A 15,071-nucleotide genomic window follows, 5' to 3' on the forward strand; every position below is an offset into this window, starting at 1 on the left:
ATGAGGGGCATTCCGCTTCTGAGCGGGACGAGAATAGCGGCCTGTCCGCATCCCGCGTGATCTAATGCCCCTTGCCATGATCCGCATGAACGGCGTGATGCGAGAGCAAGAGCACGACAATGAAGAGCACGGGGACGGAGGTGAAGATGATCGCGAAGCCGCTGTGCTCCGCGATGAAGCCGATTAGTGACGGCGCAAAGAGCATGCCGGAATAGCCCATCGTGGTCGCGACGGCGAGCCCGATGCCCGGCTGCAGCCCCGGCATGTTGCCGGCGGCCGAGAAGGCGATCGGCACCATGTTGGAAATACCGATCCCGGCGATGGCGAAGCCGAGGATCGCGACGAACGCATTTGGCGCAAGCCCGGCGAAGACCATGCCGACGAGCGCGGTGACCGTGCAGATGCGCAAGGTCCGCTTCGCGCCGAGCAGATCGCGCACGTGGTCGCCGGCAAAGCGCATGGTTGCCATGGTCGCCGAGAAGGCGGCAAAGCCGAAGCCCGAAAGCTCGACCGAGGCACCGAGTTCGTTCTTGAGGTAAAGCGCGCCCCAGTCGAGGACAGCACCTTCCGGCACCATCGAGAACAAGGCCATAATGCCGATCAGCCAGGGCAGGGGCGTGAGCGGCAGGCGCACTTTCTCCTTCGCCGCTGCCGGATGAGGCTGGTCGGCAAGGATCATCGGCCAGGCGACAGCAAGAAACACAAGGCTAAGGACCGTGACGACAAGCACGTGCGGCAGGACGCCGACGCGCGCCATCAGGACGCCGCCGATGCCGGCGCCGATCAGCCCGCCGAGACTCCAATAGGCATGGCAGGAGGACATGATGGCGCGCCGCATCGACTTTTCGACCTCGACCGCATTGGCGTTCATCGCCACGTCCATCGCGCCGACAAAGCCGCCGAGGAGGAACATGCCGATCGCCGCCGTCCAGACATTCGGGGCCAGCGTCAGGAGCAGGAGCAGCGGCGACAGAATGACGGCTGTGACCTTGACCACCTTTTGCGAACCGGCGCGGGCGATGAAGCCGCCGGCAATCGGCATCAGCACCAGCGAGCCGATGCCGAACACCAGGATCAGCAGGCCGAGCACGCTCTCGCCGATCCCGAGCCGGTCCTTGAATTCCGGAATTTTCGGCGCCCAGCTGCCGGTGACGAAGCCGTTCATCAGGAACAGGAGCGATACGGCAAGCCGGTTCTTCGACATGTAACCCTGTCGGACGAGGCCTTGAGAGGCGGTTTGCGTGCGCTGATCCATGCGCTGATCCATGAGTAACCTTCCCGCAGCCGGAACCGTCCGGCTCAAATGGTGATTTCGATGAGATTGCCGTCGGGATCGCGGATCACGGCCTCGTAGAAGCCGTCACCCGTCCATCGCACCCCGGAAACGAGAATGCCCTTCTTCCCGGCCCGCTCCGCCATGTCGTCCACTTTCTCGCCGCTGCCCAGCGAAAGGGCGATATGCGCATAGCCGACGCGTTCCACCGTCGCCTCGTCATGGGGAGCAAGCCACGGCCCCTCCATCACCTCGATCGACGGCCCGCTCCCAAGCGTCAGGAAACGCGAACGGAAGCCGGGACGGCGGCGGCTTTCATAGATCTCGCCGACACTGGCGTCGAAGAAGTCGGTCCAGAAGGCGGCGATCCGGTCGATATCTTTTGTCCAAAGAGCGACATGCGCGATGTTCATCGGGCAGGCTCCTTCGCCAGGATGACGTCAGCGCCGCGCGCGCGGAGGGCGGCAATCGCGGCTTCGGGGGCGTCGGCCTCGAGCACCAGCGTCGCCACTGCCTCGATGCCGATCACCGCATGGGGAGCGGCAGTTCCAAGCTTGTCGCTCGTTATAGCGGCAAGAACCGCGCGGCTTCGCGAGGCGATGAGACGCTTGAACGCCGCGTCCTCGAAATGGAAGGCTGTCAGTCCCGCCTCCGGGTCGGCGCCACAGGCACCGAGAACGCAAAGATCGGGGCGCAGAAGCTCGGCATCGCGTTGCGCCCGCGCGCCGACCGCAGCCCCGACCGCGCGATCGAGCGGACCACCGACAAGGATAAGTTCCACGCCCGCTTTGTCCATCAATGCAGCCGCAATAAGCGGCGTGTTGGTGACGATCGTCACCGAAAGGTTCGGCTCGATCGCCTCGGCAATCGCCAGATTGGCTGAACCGGCGTCGAGGAAAACCGTCATGCCCTCACGGATAAAGCCGACCGCGGCGCGGGCAAGCGCCGCCTTGCGCTCCGGCGCCAGAGAGGCGCGCTGGCTGAGCGAGCCGGCCATCGGCGCGAGCGGCAGGGCTCCGCCATAGACACGCTCACAGAGGCCAGCCGCAGCCATCTCGCGCAGGTCGCGACGGATCGTGTCTTCCGAGACTCCGAATTCGCGCGCGAGATCGGCGGCCAGCACCCGGCCGTCGGTTTTCAGCCGTTCCTGGATCAGGAATTTCCTCTCGCGCAGCAGCAGGTCGGTCGCCATATCTCAAATCGTGCATAAACGTGCATGAATCGGTCAAAACGTGAATAGCAGTCTTTCGCGAAGAATTCAATTGCCCCGCACGTGGAACTTCGCCCGCTCGTGGAACTTCAATTGCCTCAACACATTCCCCAACGGAGTGTTTTCGCTGGGATTTCGAGGCTGTTTGAGGAAAAATCTTCATCGAAAGCCGGATGAATTGGTGTTTTATGCGCTCAGGCGCGCCCGGATTTGTGCGAATGTCGCCGCAATCCGGACGACGGGCCGGAGAACAAGAGATGGAAAACAAGACAATGAAACTCTTTCCGACGCTTTTCGCCGCCGCGCTCCTGCAAGTCGCCGCCTTCGCTCCTGCCCATGCGGAATCGAACCTCGATCAGATCAAGTCTGCCGGTGTTCTCAAAATCGGCACCGAGGGCACCTACGCCCCCTTCACCTATCATGATGCCGGCGGAACGCTGGTGGGCTTCGACGTCGAAATCGGCCAGGAAGTTGCCAAGCGTCTTGGCGTCAAGGCCGAATTCCTCGAAGGCAAGTGGGACGGTCTGATCGCCGGCCTCGACGCCAACCGCTATGACACGGTCATCAACCAGGTCGGCATCACCGAAGAGCGCAAGAAGAAATACGATTTCTCCGAACCCTATATCGCCTCCAAGGCCGTGCTGATCGTCAAGGGCGACAACGAGGAGATCAAGGGCTTCGCCGATCTCAAGGGCAAGAAATCCGCCCAGTCGCTGACCAGCAACTTCGGCAAGCTCGCTCAGGCCTCCGGGGCCGAGCTCGTCGGCACCGACGGCTTCGACCAGTCGATCCAGCTCGTGCTGACCGGGCGCGCCGACGCGACGATCAATGACAGCCTATCCTTCCTCGACTTCAAGAAGCAGAAGCCGGACGCCAACGTGAAGATCGCCGCCGAACAGGCCGACGCCGATTATTCCGGCATCATCATCCGCAAGAACGAGCCGGACCTTTTGGCCGCGATCAACAAGGCGCTTGCCGAAATCAAGGCCGACGGCACCTACGACAAGATATCGCAGAAGTATTTCGGCGCCGACGTCTCAAAATAGCTTGGGGAACGCGCCGCGTCCGCCCCTCATCGGCCTGCCAGCACCTTCTCCCCGCAAGCGGGGCGAAGGGACAAGCGGCTCGCTCCAGATTCCCCTCTCCCCGCGTGCGGGGAGAGGGCTAGGGTGAGCGGCAGCCCGCAGGGCCGGGGTCCCGACGGGCAGTTGCAGAGAATGCGGGCTTCACACCCTTCCCCAACCTGCTTTATGAATCGTGGTCCGTTCCGGCCCCGGAGCGGATCGCGCTTTTTTGAAAGGCTTTCCCTTGCCCAACTGGCTTCACCTGATGGCGGAATCGCTGCCGACCCTGCTTTGGGCCGGGCTGATCTTCACGGTCCCGCTGACCCTGCTTTCCTTCGCCCTCGGGCTTTTGCTGGGCCTCGTCACTGCACTCGTCCGTCTCTTCGCGCCGGCCCCCTTCGTCGCCGTGGCGCGGTTCTATGTCTGGGTGATCCGCGGAACGCCGCTCCTCGTCCAGCTCTTCGTCATTTTCTACGGCCTGCCGAGCATGAACATATTGCTCGATGCATTCCCCGCCGCGCTGATCGGCTTCACGCTCAACATCGGCGCCTATACATCCGAAATCATCCGCGCAACGATCTCCTCCGTGCCGCGCGGCCAGTGGGAAGCGGCCTATTCGATCGGCATGAGCTGGAGCCAGGTCATGCGACGCACGATCCTGCCGCAGGCGACCCGGGTCGCAATCCCGCCGCTCTCGAACACGTTCATCTCGCTGGTGAAGGACACTTCGCTCGCCGCAGCCATTACCGTGCCCGAGCTCTTTCAAACGGCGCAGCGCATCGTCGCGACCACTTATGAACCACTGATCCTTTATATCGAGGCGGCGCTGATCTACCTTGCCATGAGCTCCGTACTGTCGGCCCTGCAGGTCAGGCTTGAGCACCGCTTCGCCCGTTATGGCGGTTTCCTGGAGGCGCGCGCATGATCGAACTCACCGATATCGAAAAGCGCTTCGGCACCAACCTGGTGCTCAAGGGAATCAGCGTGACGATGGCCGAAGGCTCGGTAACCGCGCTTGTCGGCCCATCCGGCGGCGGCAAGAGCACGCTGCTCAGATGCGTGAACCTGCTGGAGATCCCGACACACGGGACGATCCGGCTTGGCGACGAACGGCTGGAGTTCGCACCTCACCGCACGGTCGGCTGGAGAGCGATCCAAAAGCTGCGCCGGCAAACCGGCATGGTGTTCCAGAATTTTCAGCTCTTCCCCCACCAGACCGCGCTCGGCAACGTGATGGAAGGTCTCGTGACCGTCCTCAAATGGCCGGCCGACCGCGCCCGCGCCCGCGCGCTCGAACTCCTGGAAAAGGTCGGCATGGCGCACAAGGCGGATGCCTGGCCCTCGACGCTTTCCGGAGGCCAGCAGCAGCGCGTGGCGATCGCCCGTGCGCTTGCGCCCTCACCGCGCGTCCTTCTCTGCGACGAGCCGACCTCCGCGCTCGATCCGGAACTCGCCGAGGAGGTTGTGGAAGTCTTGAGCCGCCTCGCCCGCGAAGGCACGACGATGATCATGGCGACTCACGACCTTCGCCTCGCCTCTCGCGTCGCTGATCACGTGATCTTCCTCGATGGCGGTGTCGTGGTCGAAAGCGGTCCGCCGCGCAAGATCTTCTCGACGCCCGAGCGCGAGCGTACGAAGAAGTTCATCGCCTCGCTCAGCGCGCCGATGAGCTATGATATTTGATCTAATGCATGTCGCCCAAAAGTGTGCAGCGGTTTTGGGACAACGACATGCATAAAAGTAATGACCTAAATCGCGTCGCATGAGTCCGATTGAACGCGACGCGCTTGGCCGGACTCGCACGTCGTGCGGCTGGAGCATCTCCCAGCCGCCCGAGGCCGGCCGAGGCGGACCTACATAAAAGTTTCTCAGACCTTTTGGAACTCTATCCGGTAAAGCACTTCCTCGCCCGTCCCAGGGTCTACCCCCGGAGCATCGCTGATGACGAGCCTGTCACCATCGACCGAGTACGGCCGGACCAGATCGGATATTCCCCACGCCGGATTCCAGCTTGCATCGACATGATGGATGACTCTGCCACCCTCCACGGTGTAAGAGCCACAATAGGCCAGCATGGAATCGAAAAGAGTGATCTTTTCGCCATCCGTTGGCTTCGCGCCTTTGGGCATGGGACGTCCGCGACTGGCCACGAACGCCATCATGCGACCGTCCGCGTGGTACGAAAGGTATCCAACAGGGTCCGCGCCCATGGCGTCGCTGACCTCGCCGGTGGCGACGGCCTTCCGTTTCCAGGACAGCATACGCCAGGTTCCAAGAAGTGCGGATGCATTTGACATCGGTTCCCCCCTCAAAGGCTCCGTGGAACGCACAACAATAACATAATTCGCGTGCGAAGGGGCATTGAGAGGCAGCTTCAGAAGCACTTGGCCGGCAAAGTCCAGGCTGGAACCCGACGCCGACATCCACAGCAGAATGGCACCTGGAACGCCGGCCCTTCAATCCAACAAGGTGAGCAGCCTCATCCGCCAAACACGATCAACAAATCCTTGGCGTCGATCTGGTCGCCGGCCCTGACCAGCACCTCGGCGATCACGCCGTCCTTTTCGGCATGCAGCGCCGTCTCCATCTTCATCGCCTCAATCGAGAGCAGCACGTCGCCGGCCTTGACCGGCTGGCCGGTGATGACGGCGACGGTCGAGATGACACCCGGCATCGGCGCGCCGAGATGGGCGGCATTGCCGGCCTCCGCCTTGCGGCGGATGGCCGCGGAAGCGCCGCGGTTGCGGTCCGGCACCTTGATCGAGCGCGGCTGACCGTTCAGTTCGAAGAACATCTTGACCATGCCCTTCTCGTCGATCTCGCCCTGCGCCTGGTTGAGGATGACCAGTGTCTTGCCCTTCTCGATGTCGGCGAAGAGCTCCTCTCCCGGCGCCATGCCGTAAAAATAGGCCGGGGTCGGCAGCACGCTGACTGGGCCATAGGTCTCGGCGGCGAGCGCATAGTCGGTGAAGACCTTCGGATACATCAGATAAGAGGCGAATTCGAAGTCGGTGACCTCGCGCCCGAGCTTCTCTTCGATGCTTTTGCGCTCCGCGTCGAGATCGGCAGGCGGCAGCAATGAGCCCGGCACGGCGGTGTAGGGCTCTTCGCCCTTCAGCACCTTCTTCTGAAGCGCTTCCGGCCAGCCGCCCGGGGGCTGGCCGAGATCGCCCTTGAGCATCGAGACGACCGATTCCGGGAAGGCAATGTCCTTCGCCGGGTTCTCGACGTCGGCCACCGTCAGGTCCTGGGAAACCATCATCAGCGCCATGTCGCCGACGACCTTCGACGACGGCGTCACCTTGACGATGTCGCCGAACATCTGGTTGGCGTCGGCGTAGGCCTGCGCCACTTCGTGCCAGCGGGCCTCCAGCCCGAGCGACCGGGCCTGTTCTTTGAGGTTGGTGAACTGCCCACCCGGCATTTCGTGCAGGTAGACTTCCGAGGCCGGCCCCTTGAGGTCGCTTTCGAAGGCCGCGTACTGGTGGCGCACCGCCTCCCAGTAGAAGGAAATGCGGCGGATCCATTCCGGATTGAGGCCCGGATCGCGCTCGGAACCGGCCAGTGCCTCGACGATCGAGCCGAGGCAGGGCTGCGAGGTGTTGCCGGAGAGTGCATCCATTGCCGCATCGACGATATCGACACCCGATTCGACCGCCGCAAGCACGGTCGCGGCGGCAATGCCCGAAGTGTCGTGCGTGTGGAAATGGATCGGCAGGCCGGTCGCTTCCTTCAGCGCCTTGAACAGCACGCGAGCGGCGGCCGGCTTCAGAAGTCCCGCCATGTCCTTGACGGCGATGATGTGGGCGCCGGCCTTCTCCAGTTCGGCGGCAAGCGCCGTGTAGTACTTCAGGTCGTACTTCGGCCGGGCGGAATTCAGAATGTCGCCGGTATAGCAGATCGCTGCCTCGCAGATCTTGTTCTCCGCCGCCACCGCGTCCATCGCGACGCGCATGTTCTCCACCCAGTTCAGGCAGTCGAAGACGCGGAAGACGTCGATGCCGCCCTTCGCCGCCTGCGCGACGAAGTATTTGACGACATTGTCGGGATAGTTCTTGTAGCCGACGCCGTTGGCGCCGCGCAGAAGCATCTGTAGGAGCAGGTTCGGCGCACCCTCGCGCACCATTGCCAGCCGCTCCCACGGATCCTCGGTGAGAAAGCGCATCGACACGTCGAAGGTCGCGCCACCCCAGCATTCGAGCGAAAACAGATTGGGCAGCGCCCGGGCATAGGTGCCGGCGATGCGGGCGATGTCATAGGTGCGCATGCGGGTGGCGAGCAGCGACTGGTGGCCGTCGCGCATCGTCGTATCGGTCAGGAGTACCTGAGGCTGCGCCTTCACCCATTCGGCGAACTTCTTCGGTCCGAGCTGGTCGAGCAGTTGCTTCGTGCCCGGCTTCGCCTCGCCATTGATGAACGGCACTACCGGCGCGGCGATGTCGTCATTGGGCTTCGGCCGGCCCTTGGCTTCCGGATGACCGTTGACCGTGACGTCGGCGAGATAGGTGAGTAGCTTGGTGGCGCGGTCCTGACGCTTCACCTGCTGGAACAGCTCCGGCGTCGTGTCGATAAAGCGCGTCGTGTAGCTGTTGTCCTGGAAATTCGGATGGCTGATGATCGCTTCGAGGAAGGTGAGGTTGGTCGCCACGCCGCGGATGCGGAATTCCCTGAGCGCGCGGATCATCCGCTTGATCGCCTCGTCCGGGTTCGGCGCCCAGGCGGTCACCTTTTCGAGCAGCGGATCGTAGTAGCGGGTGATCACCGCGCCGGAATAGGCCGTCCCGCCGTCAAGCCGGATGCCGAAACCGGTGGCGCCGCGATAGGCGGTGATGCGGCCGTAGTCGGGGATGAAGTTCTGTTCGGGATCTTCAGTCGTGATACGGCACTGCAGCGCGTGGCCGTTGAGGCGGATGTCCTCCTGGCGCGGCACGCCCGATTCCGGCGCGCCGATGGCAAAGCCGTCGAGGATGTGGATCTGGGCTTTCACGATGTCGATGCCGGTGACGACCTCGGTTACGGTGTGCTCGACCTGAATGCGCGGATTGACCTCGATGAAGTAGAATTTGCCCGTGTCGGCGTCCATCAGATATTCGACCGTGCCGGCGCCGATATAATTGGTGGCCTTGGCGATCTTCAGCGAATAGTCGGCGAGTTCCTGCCGCTGCGCGTCGGTCAAATAGGGCGCCGGCGCACGCTCGACGACCTTCTGGTTGCGCCGCTGGATCGAGCAGTCGCGCTCGAAGAGATGCACGACGTTGCCGTGGGTGTCGCCCAGGACTTGGCTTTCGACGTGGCGGGCACGCTCGACCAGCTTTTCGAGATAGACCTCATCCTTGCCGAAGGCGGCCTTCGCCTCGCGCTTGGCCTCGGTCACTTCGCGGATCAGGTCTTTCGGGTCGCGGATCGCCCGCATGCCGCGGCCGCCGCCGCCCCAGGAAGCCTTCAGCATCACCGGATAGCCGATCTCGGCGGCGAGCCGCTTCACCTCCTCCGGATCGTCCGGCAGCGGCTCGGTCGCCGGCACGACCGGCACGCCGATCGAGATCGCCAGGTTGCGCGCCGCCACCTTGTTGCCGAGCTGGCGCATCGTCTCCGGCTTCGGGCCGATGAAGGTGATGCCGTTGGCGGCGCAGGCTTCCGCAAACTCCGGACTTTCGGACAAGAGACCGTAGCCCGGATGAATGGCGTCGGCGCCGGACAGTTTCGCGACGCGGATCACCTCGTCGATCGACAGATAGCTTTCGATCGGGCCGAGATCGCGGGCAAGATGCGGGCCGCGTCCGACCTGATAGCTCTCGTCCGCCTTGAAGCGGTGCAGCGCCAGTTTGTCCTCCTCAGCCCATATCGCGACCGTTTTAAGTCCCAGTTCGTTGGCCGCGCGGAAGACGCGGATGGCAATTTCGGAACGGTTGGCAACAAGGATCTTAGAGATGGGCAAGTCGGTCTCCTCAAGACTTGAAACGCGGGAATGCTGCACCCGCGAAATAAAGTTTTAGCGAGTCACTTGAGGAAGTGCAATTTCAGATGCGACACCGAACCTGGCCCATTCGGTCACTCGGCTCCAGGTCGGAACAGTTCCCACCCGGGGCCGGAGGCCACCGCCTCTGGCCTGCCGGCCATCTCCCCCATAAGGGGGAGAACAGATGTGGCACCCCTTTGCGCTTCGTCAGCACTGTTCCCAGTTGCAGCACCGTATTGTTTGGAGCGAGGAGCAGGCCGCAAGTATTCTCCCCCCTTGTGGGGGAGATGGCCGGCAGGCCAAAGGGGGTCTGGCTCAGCGCCTGGTTGAGAACGGACTAAGAAATCAGCCCCAGACGGAAGGCGATGGCGACGACGTGATGGCGGTTCTTCGCCTTCGAGCTTTTCCTGAATGCCGTTCATGTACCAGTCGACCGTGTGGCTCGATATGTCGAGGACCTTGCTGATGTCGTTCGACGTCATGCCGTCGGCAAGATAGTTCAGCGCCTCCATTTCGCGCCGCGTCATCTGGACTTCGACGCGCGAGATAAGCTCGGCCATGATTTCCGGATCGGTGAGCTCCAGCAGCTTCCAGAAGAGCCTCTTGGCGATCGCGTCGAAAAGGCTCAATTCGACCGGGCTGAGGTCCACCACGCGGCCACCGACCGTGAGATTGCCCATCAGGCCGCGCCGGCCGTGCACCGGGAAAATATAGCCGTCGAAGAGGCCGTGATTGCGGGCCTCGACCATCATGCTTTCCATGCGCTTGCGATGCGGATCCGAGCGGAAGGCCGCAAGCGTGTCGCGCCAGCGGAAGCCGCGCTGGGCATGGCCGAGATAGCGGATCGTCGGATCGATGACGACATATTTCTTGCGGATGTAGATCTGCGGCCAGCCGTCCGGCCAGCGGCCGGCAAGGAGCAGCCTCAGTGGGTTCTCATGGGGTTTGGGCTGGCGCACGACACCGTAGAAGTCGAAACCGCAACGATCGAGCAGCCGTTCGAACTCGGGCAGAATCTCCTCGCGCGTCTTCATCTCCTCCAGGAGCGCCAGAAACTGAACGAGCAACGTGATATTCATGGAACACCTTCAGGTCGAGAATGCGAGGGTCGCAGCGCATGAGGACCTCACATGAACGCGCCGTTCAGAAGCCATTCATGTTGCAACCGCGATAATTCTTCTTATCACGCCCGGTCTTGTACGAAACCTGCAAAATATCGGAATGGAGGCAAAGATAGCGGACTATGGATTATCCCGCCAATCCTCCCTTGGCACCGGATCTTCCCGCAAGTCAGCAGAGTTTTGCCTCCACGTTTTCGGCAGGAATTTCACAGGCCGCCCAGTGGGGCTTTGACGGCCCGGCACGGTGGGAAGAATTCCCCCACCCCGGATCGCCAAAGGCGCAAATGCACTGCCGCATCGAAACATTGCTGCGGCGCAACATCCGATGCCCAGAAGGGGTGAGACAGTGTCTTTGTTCCAGGTGTATGCAAGAGCGCTTCAGTATCTTGCCGTTCACAAATTCCGCGTCGGGGCGATCGTCATCGCCAACATCGTGCTTGCCGTCGTCACGATTGCCGAGCCGATTCTCTTTGGCCGAATCATCGACGCGATCTCGTCGCAAAAGGAAGTCGCGCCGGTGCTCTTCCTGTGGGCGGGTTTCGGCATCTTCAATACCGTCGCCTTCGTGCTCGTCTCCCGCGGGGCCGACCGCCTTGCGCATGGCCGGCGGGCGTCGCTCCTGACCGAAGCCTTCGGGCGGATCATCTCCATGCCGCTCTCCTGGCACAGCCAGCGCGGCACCTCCAACGCGCTGCACACGCTGCTTCGCGCCTGCGAGACCCTCTTCGGTCTCTGGCTCGAAGGCATGCGGCAGCACCTGTCGACCGTCGTCGCACTCGCGCTCCTGGTGCCGACCGCCTTCTCCATGGACGTCCGCCTGTCGATCGTCCTCGTCATCCTCGGCGTGGCCTATGTGGCGATCAGCAAGGTCGTGATGGACCGCACGAAGGACGGCCAGGCGTCCGTCGAGAACCACTACCATACGGTTTTCTCCCACGTCTCCGATGCGATCAGCAACGTTTCCGTGGTGCACAGCTACAACCGCATCGAGGCTGAAACGCACGAACTGAAGAAGTTCACCGAGCGGCTGCTGTCGGCGCAGTATCCGGTGCTCGACTGGTGGGCACTCGCCAGCGCGCTCAACCGCATGGCCTCGACCATCTCGATGATGGCGATCCTCGTCATCGGCACGGTTCTGGTGCAGAGCGGCGAGCTCGGCGTCGGCAAGGTCGTTGCCTTCATCGGCTTTGCCAACCTCCTGATCGGCCGGCTCGACCAGATGAAGGCCTTTGCCACCCAGATCTTCGAGGCGCGCGCCAAGCTCGAGGACTTCTATAACCTCGAGGATTCGGTCCGCGAACGCGAAGAGCCGGCCGGCGCCAAGGAATTGACCGGCGTCGTCGGCGAGGTGGAATTCCGCGACGTGTCCTTCGACTTCGCCAATACGAACCAGGGCGTACATAACGTCTCCTTCACGGCGAAGGCCGGCCAGACGATCGCCATCGTCGGCCCCACCGGCGCCGGCAAGACGACGCTCGTCAACCTGCTGCAGCGGGTCCATGATCCGAAGCACGGCCAGATCCTGATCGACGGCGTCGACATCTCGACGGTCACCCGCAAGTCGCTGCGCCGGTCGATCGCCACGGTCTTCCAGGATGCGGGCCTCATGAACCGCTCGATCGGCGACAACATCCGCCTCGGCCGCGACGACGCCTCGCTCGACGAGGTCATGGCCGCCGCCGAAGCCGCAGCCGCCGCCGACTTCATCGAAAGCCGCATGAACGGCTACGACACCCTCGTCGGCGAGCGCGGCAACCGCCTCTCGGGTGGCGAGCGCCAGCGCGTTGCCATCGCCCGCGCGATCCTCAAGAACTCGCCGATCCTGGTACTCGACGAGGCGACAAGCGCGCTCGACGTCGAGACCGAGGCCCGCGTGAAGGACGCGATCGATATGCTGCGCAAGGATCGCACCACCTTCATCATCGCCCACCGCCTGTCGACGGTGCGCGAGGCCGACCTCGTCGTCTTCATGGATCAGGGCCGGGTCGTCGAAATGGGCGGCTTCAACGAGCTCAGCCAGAGCAACGGCCGCTTCGCCGCGCTGCTGCGCGCCAGCGGTATTCTCACGGACGAGGATGTCCGCAAGAGCCTCACGGCGGCGTGATATCGGTAGACGTCAGATTAAATGCCCCGGCCATGCCGGGGCATTCTTGTTTTTAGTCAATGGGACTCAGTATCTGCTTCTGTTGAGGCTTCTGAGATCATTCACCATTTTCTCCCGGTAGATCTCTCCCTGCCTTGCCCTGGCCCGCCAGGGACGGGCCTTTTGAAGCGGGACTTCGTAAGCCGGATCGGCCCGGTCGAGCGTCGCGATCGCTAGGCTGGGCTCAAGCGATTGCGAGCATCGATTGATCCACTGTCCATCGGGGCCGATCATGCCTCCGACGCCCTTGTGGGCTTTTTGTGCTGGTGTCGCGGCGGCGATCCAAAGGCAGTTCAGCCCCGCATGTGCCTGCAGCGCGATTTGGAAGTGCGGTGGAATGCCATAGGAGGAAAACAGAACCGCATCGACGCCGAGACGCTCGTATTCGGCGAATACCTCCGGAAACTGGCACTCGATGCATACCGCGCAGCCGAAACGATGGCCATCGACCTCGAACGTGATCGGCTGTACTCCCGGCGTATACCAGCCGCCGAGTTCGCTGTTCGAAAGATATCTCTTGTCGTATCTCGTAAGCAGCCTTCCATCGTCCGCAAACACGTAGAGGCTGTTGTGGGGCGGATAACCCCCCGAGAGCCGATGCGCAGCACCGACGACGGCAAAGATGCGGAGTTGTCGGCAGACCTCGGCTATGGACCGAAGCTCGGCTTCCTGTCGATCCCAATCGAAATCCCGCCAGCGATCAGGACTTCCTATTTGCGGCTTCGCATAGCCCGACAGCGCACCTTCGCAGAAGTTGATCACACGCGCGGCCTGACGCGCGGCGCTGTTGATCAGCTCGCGTATCACTGCTCCATTCACCGCAATCTCCGGCGAGACGTCACTCTGTGCTGTCGCTACTTTCAACCGAAATGCCCTATTGCACGCGAATCAATGATCGCGTGGGCATGTTAACGCGGATCGTGGCGATCCGCGCTACGCCGCTGACAACTCTGCTACACAGCTCTGAGCGGCTTTGCCACCGCCACGTCCTTCAGCCATTCGAGGTAATAGGCATAGACGAAGTGGAGCCCGATGCCGGCGATGACAAAGAGCGAGCCGATGATCGGGTTTTTGCCGGTGACGAAGAGAAGCACCTGGCCTGCCATCGCAAGAATCGTCCCGAAGATGAAGACGGCCAGCGAATGCCGGCCGATCATCACCAGCGGATGATTGTTCTCAAGTCTGGTCAGCCGGCTGATGACAGGGGTGATCGCGAGCAGATAGGCGAGCGCAAGCACATGCAGGAGCCGCGTCAGCGACAGGAAGGTCTTGTCGAAGCCGGTCAGAACCGCCGGCAGCCCGAAGGAGAAGTCGATGTTCCACCAGGAGAACAGGACCCAGAAGGCGGAGACGGTGAGATAGGCGGCGGAAACCCCGATCAGCAACCAGTGTCGCGGCAGGCGCCCGCCGGCGCGGACGTGATTCATGGAGAGGATGCCGATGACGAATAGGAACTGCCAAGACCAGGGATTGAGGAACCAATAGCCCTCGTCGAGGAAGTTGGACGGCACCAGCTTGAACCAGCCGGCGGCGAGCCACAGCGCCGCCGATAGCGCAAGGAGCAGCCAGCGCCCCACCACATTCAGCCACAGGATACCCGGCAGCATCAGGAACAGTGCTGCATAGAGCGACAGGATATTGTTGTAGCCGAGTTGATGCCCAAGCAGGACCATCGCGACGATGCCCTGCTCGGCCTGCTCGACGATCGGCCGGATGTTGATTTCGCCGATTAGGTCCTGGCGGCCGAAATAGAGCGCGCCGCCCGCGAAAATCGCCAGCGTCACGACGCTCGTCATGATATGGGCGACATAGAGCGTCAGCGCACGCCGCCACATTTTCAGGGTCAGGGCCAGTCTTGCGCCGGCGACGAATTTTCCGCCATAGGCAGCACCGACCGCCAGCCCTGAGATCAGCACGAAGGCCTCGGCGGAATCCGAGAAGCCGATGTTCTTGTGCGTCAGATATTCGAGATACTGGCCTGGGACGTGGTTGATGAAGATCGTCAGCAGGCAGAGTGCGCGGAAGACGTCGAGGCGTGTGTCGCGCTCGGTAGCCGGCACAGGGCGAGGAACGCTGATCCTGGACTGGTTGGAGCCGGGATCTTGGTGATCCGAGCCGGCAGCCTTGATCGGTTCCTTGCCAAATGTCATTTGCAGCATGCGGTCTGGTATCCGGGATTTGGCGCCCCGCCCTACCCCTGTTGAAAACAGGATGCCGAAAACGCGCCCAGGCGATCTCCGAGTGGCTTTCGGCACCGTCGATGAAGCGCGATCCCGAACACTGCAAAGTGCGACAGGGGAT

11 protein-coding genes and 1 pseudogene are annotated in these 15,071 nt (G+C 62.5%); 4 read left to right on the forward strand and 8 right to left on the reverse strand.

Going from position 1 to position 15,071, the window contains the following annotated elements; translation table 11 throughout:
- Nucleotides 1-61: 61 nt before the first annotated feature.
- From QA637_RS16360 to QA637_RS16370, 3 genes are read right to left on the reverse strand one after another with little or no spacing between them, the layout of a single operon-like run.
- Nucleotides 62-1,255 carry an MFS transporter gene (locus QA637_RS16360; protein WP_167528133.1) on the reverse strand — a complete coding sequence of 398 codons (1,194 nt, stop codon included), beginning with the start codon at nucleotides 1,253-1,255 and terminating at the stop codon, nucleotides 62-64.
- A 44-nt stretch (nucleotides 1,256-1,299) separates the two neighbouring features.
- Entirely contained in the window at nucleotides 1,300-1,686 is a 387-nt protein-coding gene (locus tag QA637_RS16365; RefSeq protein WP_153436823.1) for a VOC family protein, read from the reverse strand.
- Nucleotides 1,683-2,465, reverse strand: coding sequence for a DeoR/GlpR family DNA-binding transcription regulator (locus QA637_RS16370; RefSeq protein ID WP_153436824.1), 783 nt, complete (start codon nucleotides 2,463-2,465; stop codon nucleotides 1,683-1,685). The genes QA637_RS16365 and QA637_RS16370 overlap by 4 nt, the downstream gene beginning before the upstream one ends.
- 290 nt (nucleotides 2,466-2,755) lie before the next feature.
- On the opposite strand from QA637_RS16370, the gene QA637_RS16375 reads away from it, so the two are divergent.
- The 3 genes from QA637_RS16375 (at nucleotide 2,756) to QA637_RS16385 (ending at nucleotide 5,230) form a co-directional block, all read left to right on the forward strand.
- Nucleotides 2,756-3,529, forward strand: a complete 774-nt coding sequence (locus QA637_RS16375; RefSeq protein ID WP_153436871.1) for an amino acid ABC transporter substrate-binding protein — start codon at nucleotides 2,756-2,758, stop codon at nucleotides 3,527-3,529.
- A 262-nt stretch (nucleotides 3,530-3,791) separates the two neighbouring features.
- Nucleotides 3,792-4,472: an ABC transporter permease subunit gene (locus QA637_RS16380; RefSeq protein ID WP_136505321.1), complete on the forward strand. Its 681-nt coding sequence runs from the start codon at nucleotides 3,792-3,794 to the stop codon at nucleotides 4,470-4,472.
- Nucleotides 4,469-5,230: an amino acid ABC transporter ATP-binding protein gene (locus QA637_RS16385; protein ID WP_153436825.1), complete on the forward strand. Its 762-nt coding sequence runs from the start codon at nucleotides 4,469-4,471 to the stop codon at nucleotides 5,228-5,230. The genes QA637_RS16380 and QA637_RS16385 overlap by 4 nt, the downstream gene beginning before the upstream one ends.
- A gap of 185 nt (nucleotides 5,231-5,415) precedes the next feature.
- On the opposite strand, the gene QA637_RS16390 is transcribed toward QA637_RS16385, so the two are convergent.
- The 3 genes and pseudogenes from QA637_RS16390 to QA637_RS16400 all read right to left on the reverse strand — a co-directional run bounded on the left by QA637_RS16390 (nucleotide 5,416) and on the right by QA637_RS16400 (nucleotide 10,585).
- Nucleotides 5,416-5,844 carry a lipocalin-like domain-containing protein gene (locus QA637_RS16390; RefSeq protein ID WP_153436826.1) on the reverse strand — a complete coding sequence of 143 codons (429 nt, stop codon included), beginning with the start codon at nucleotides 5,842-5,844 and terminating at the stop codon, nucleotides 5,416-5,418.
- Between the two features lie 182 nt (nucleotides 5,845-6,026).
- Nucleotides 6,027-9,485, reverse strand: a complete 3,459-nt coding sequence (gene pyc, locus QA637_RS16395; protein ID WP_153436827.1) for a pyruvate carboxylase — start codon at nucleotides 9,483-9,485, stop codon at nucleotides 6,027-6,029.
- Nucleotides 9,486-9,843: 358 nt separating this feature from the next.
- Nucleotides 9,844-10,585, reverse strand: a pseudogene (locus tag QA637_RS16400) (LuxR family transcriptional regulator).
- Between the two features lie 388 nt (nucleotides 10,586-10,973).
- On the opposite strand from QA637_RS16400, the gene QA637_RS16405 reads away from it, so the two are divergent.
- Nucleotides 10,974-12,731, forward strand: coding sequence for a glucan ABC transporter ATP-binding protein/ permease (locus QA637_RS16405; protein WP_184108633.1), 1,758 nt, complete (start codon nucleotides 10,974-10,976; stop codon nucleotides 12,729-12,731).
- Between the two features lie 66 nt (nucleotides 12,732-12,797).
- Here the strand turns inward: QA637_RS16405 and QA637_RS16410 are convergent, their stop codons facing one another.
- Both QA637_RS16410 and QA637_RS16415 read right to left on the reverse strand, forming a co-directional pair.
- Nucleotides 12,798-13,589 (reverse strand): carbon-nitrogen hydrolase family protein, encoded by a 792-nt coding sequence (locus QA637_RS16410; protein ID WP_283062356.1) that lies wholly within the window; start codon nucleotides 13,587-13,589, stop codon nucleotides 12,798-12,800.
- Nucleotides 13,590-13,723: 134 nt separating this feature from the next.
- A complete protein-coding gene (locus QA637_RS16415; protein WP_234886745.1) occupies nucleotides 13,724-14,929 on the reverse strand; it encodes an OpgC family protein in 1,206 nt (401 codons plus the stop codon).
- Nucleotides 14,930-15,071: the final 142 nt, after the last annotated feature.

Origin of the sequence: Sinorhizobium terangae (assembly GCF_029714365.1) — a bacterium.
GTDB classification, from domain to species: Bacteria; Pseudomonadota; Alphaproteobacteria; order Rhizobiales; family Rhizobiaceae; genus Sinorhizobium; species Sinorhizobium terangae.

Coding starts and splice junctions, on each gene's coding strand:
- QA637_RS16375 (WP_153436871.1), top strand. CDS start 2,756: ATGAAACTCTTTCCGACGCTTTTCGCCGCCGCGCTCCTGCAAGTCGCC.
- QA637_RS16365 (WP_153436823.1), bottom strand. CDS start 1,686: ATGAACATCGCGCATGTCGCTCTTTGGACAAAAGATATCGACCGGATC.
- QA637_RS16370 (WP_153436824.1), bottom strand. CDS start 2,465: ATGGCGACCGACCTGCTGCTGCGCGAGAGGAAATTCCTGATCCAGGAA.
- QA637_RS16360 (WP_167528133.1), bottom strand. CDS start 1,255: ATGGATCAGCGCACGCAAACCGCCTCTCAAGGCCTCGTCCGACAGGGT.
- QA637_RS16385 (WP_153436825.1), top strand. CDS start 4,469: ATGATCGAACTCACCGATATCGAAAAGCGCTTCGGCACCAACCTGGTG.
- QA637_RS16390 (WP_153436826.1), bottom strand. CDS start 5,844: ATGTCAAATGCATCCGCACTTCTTGGAACCTGGCGTATGCTGTCCTGG.
- QA637_RS16415 (WP_234886745.1), bottom strand. CDS start 14,929: ATGCTGCAAATGACATTTGGCAAGGAACCGATCAAGGCTGCCGGCTCG.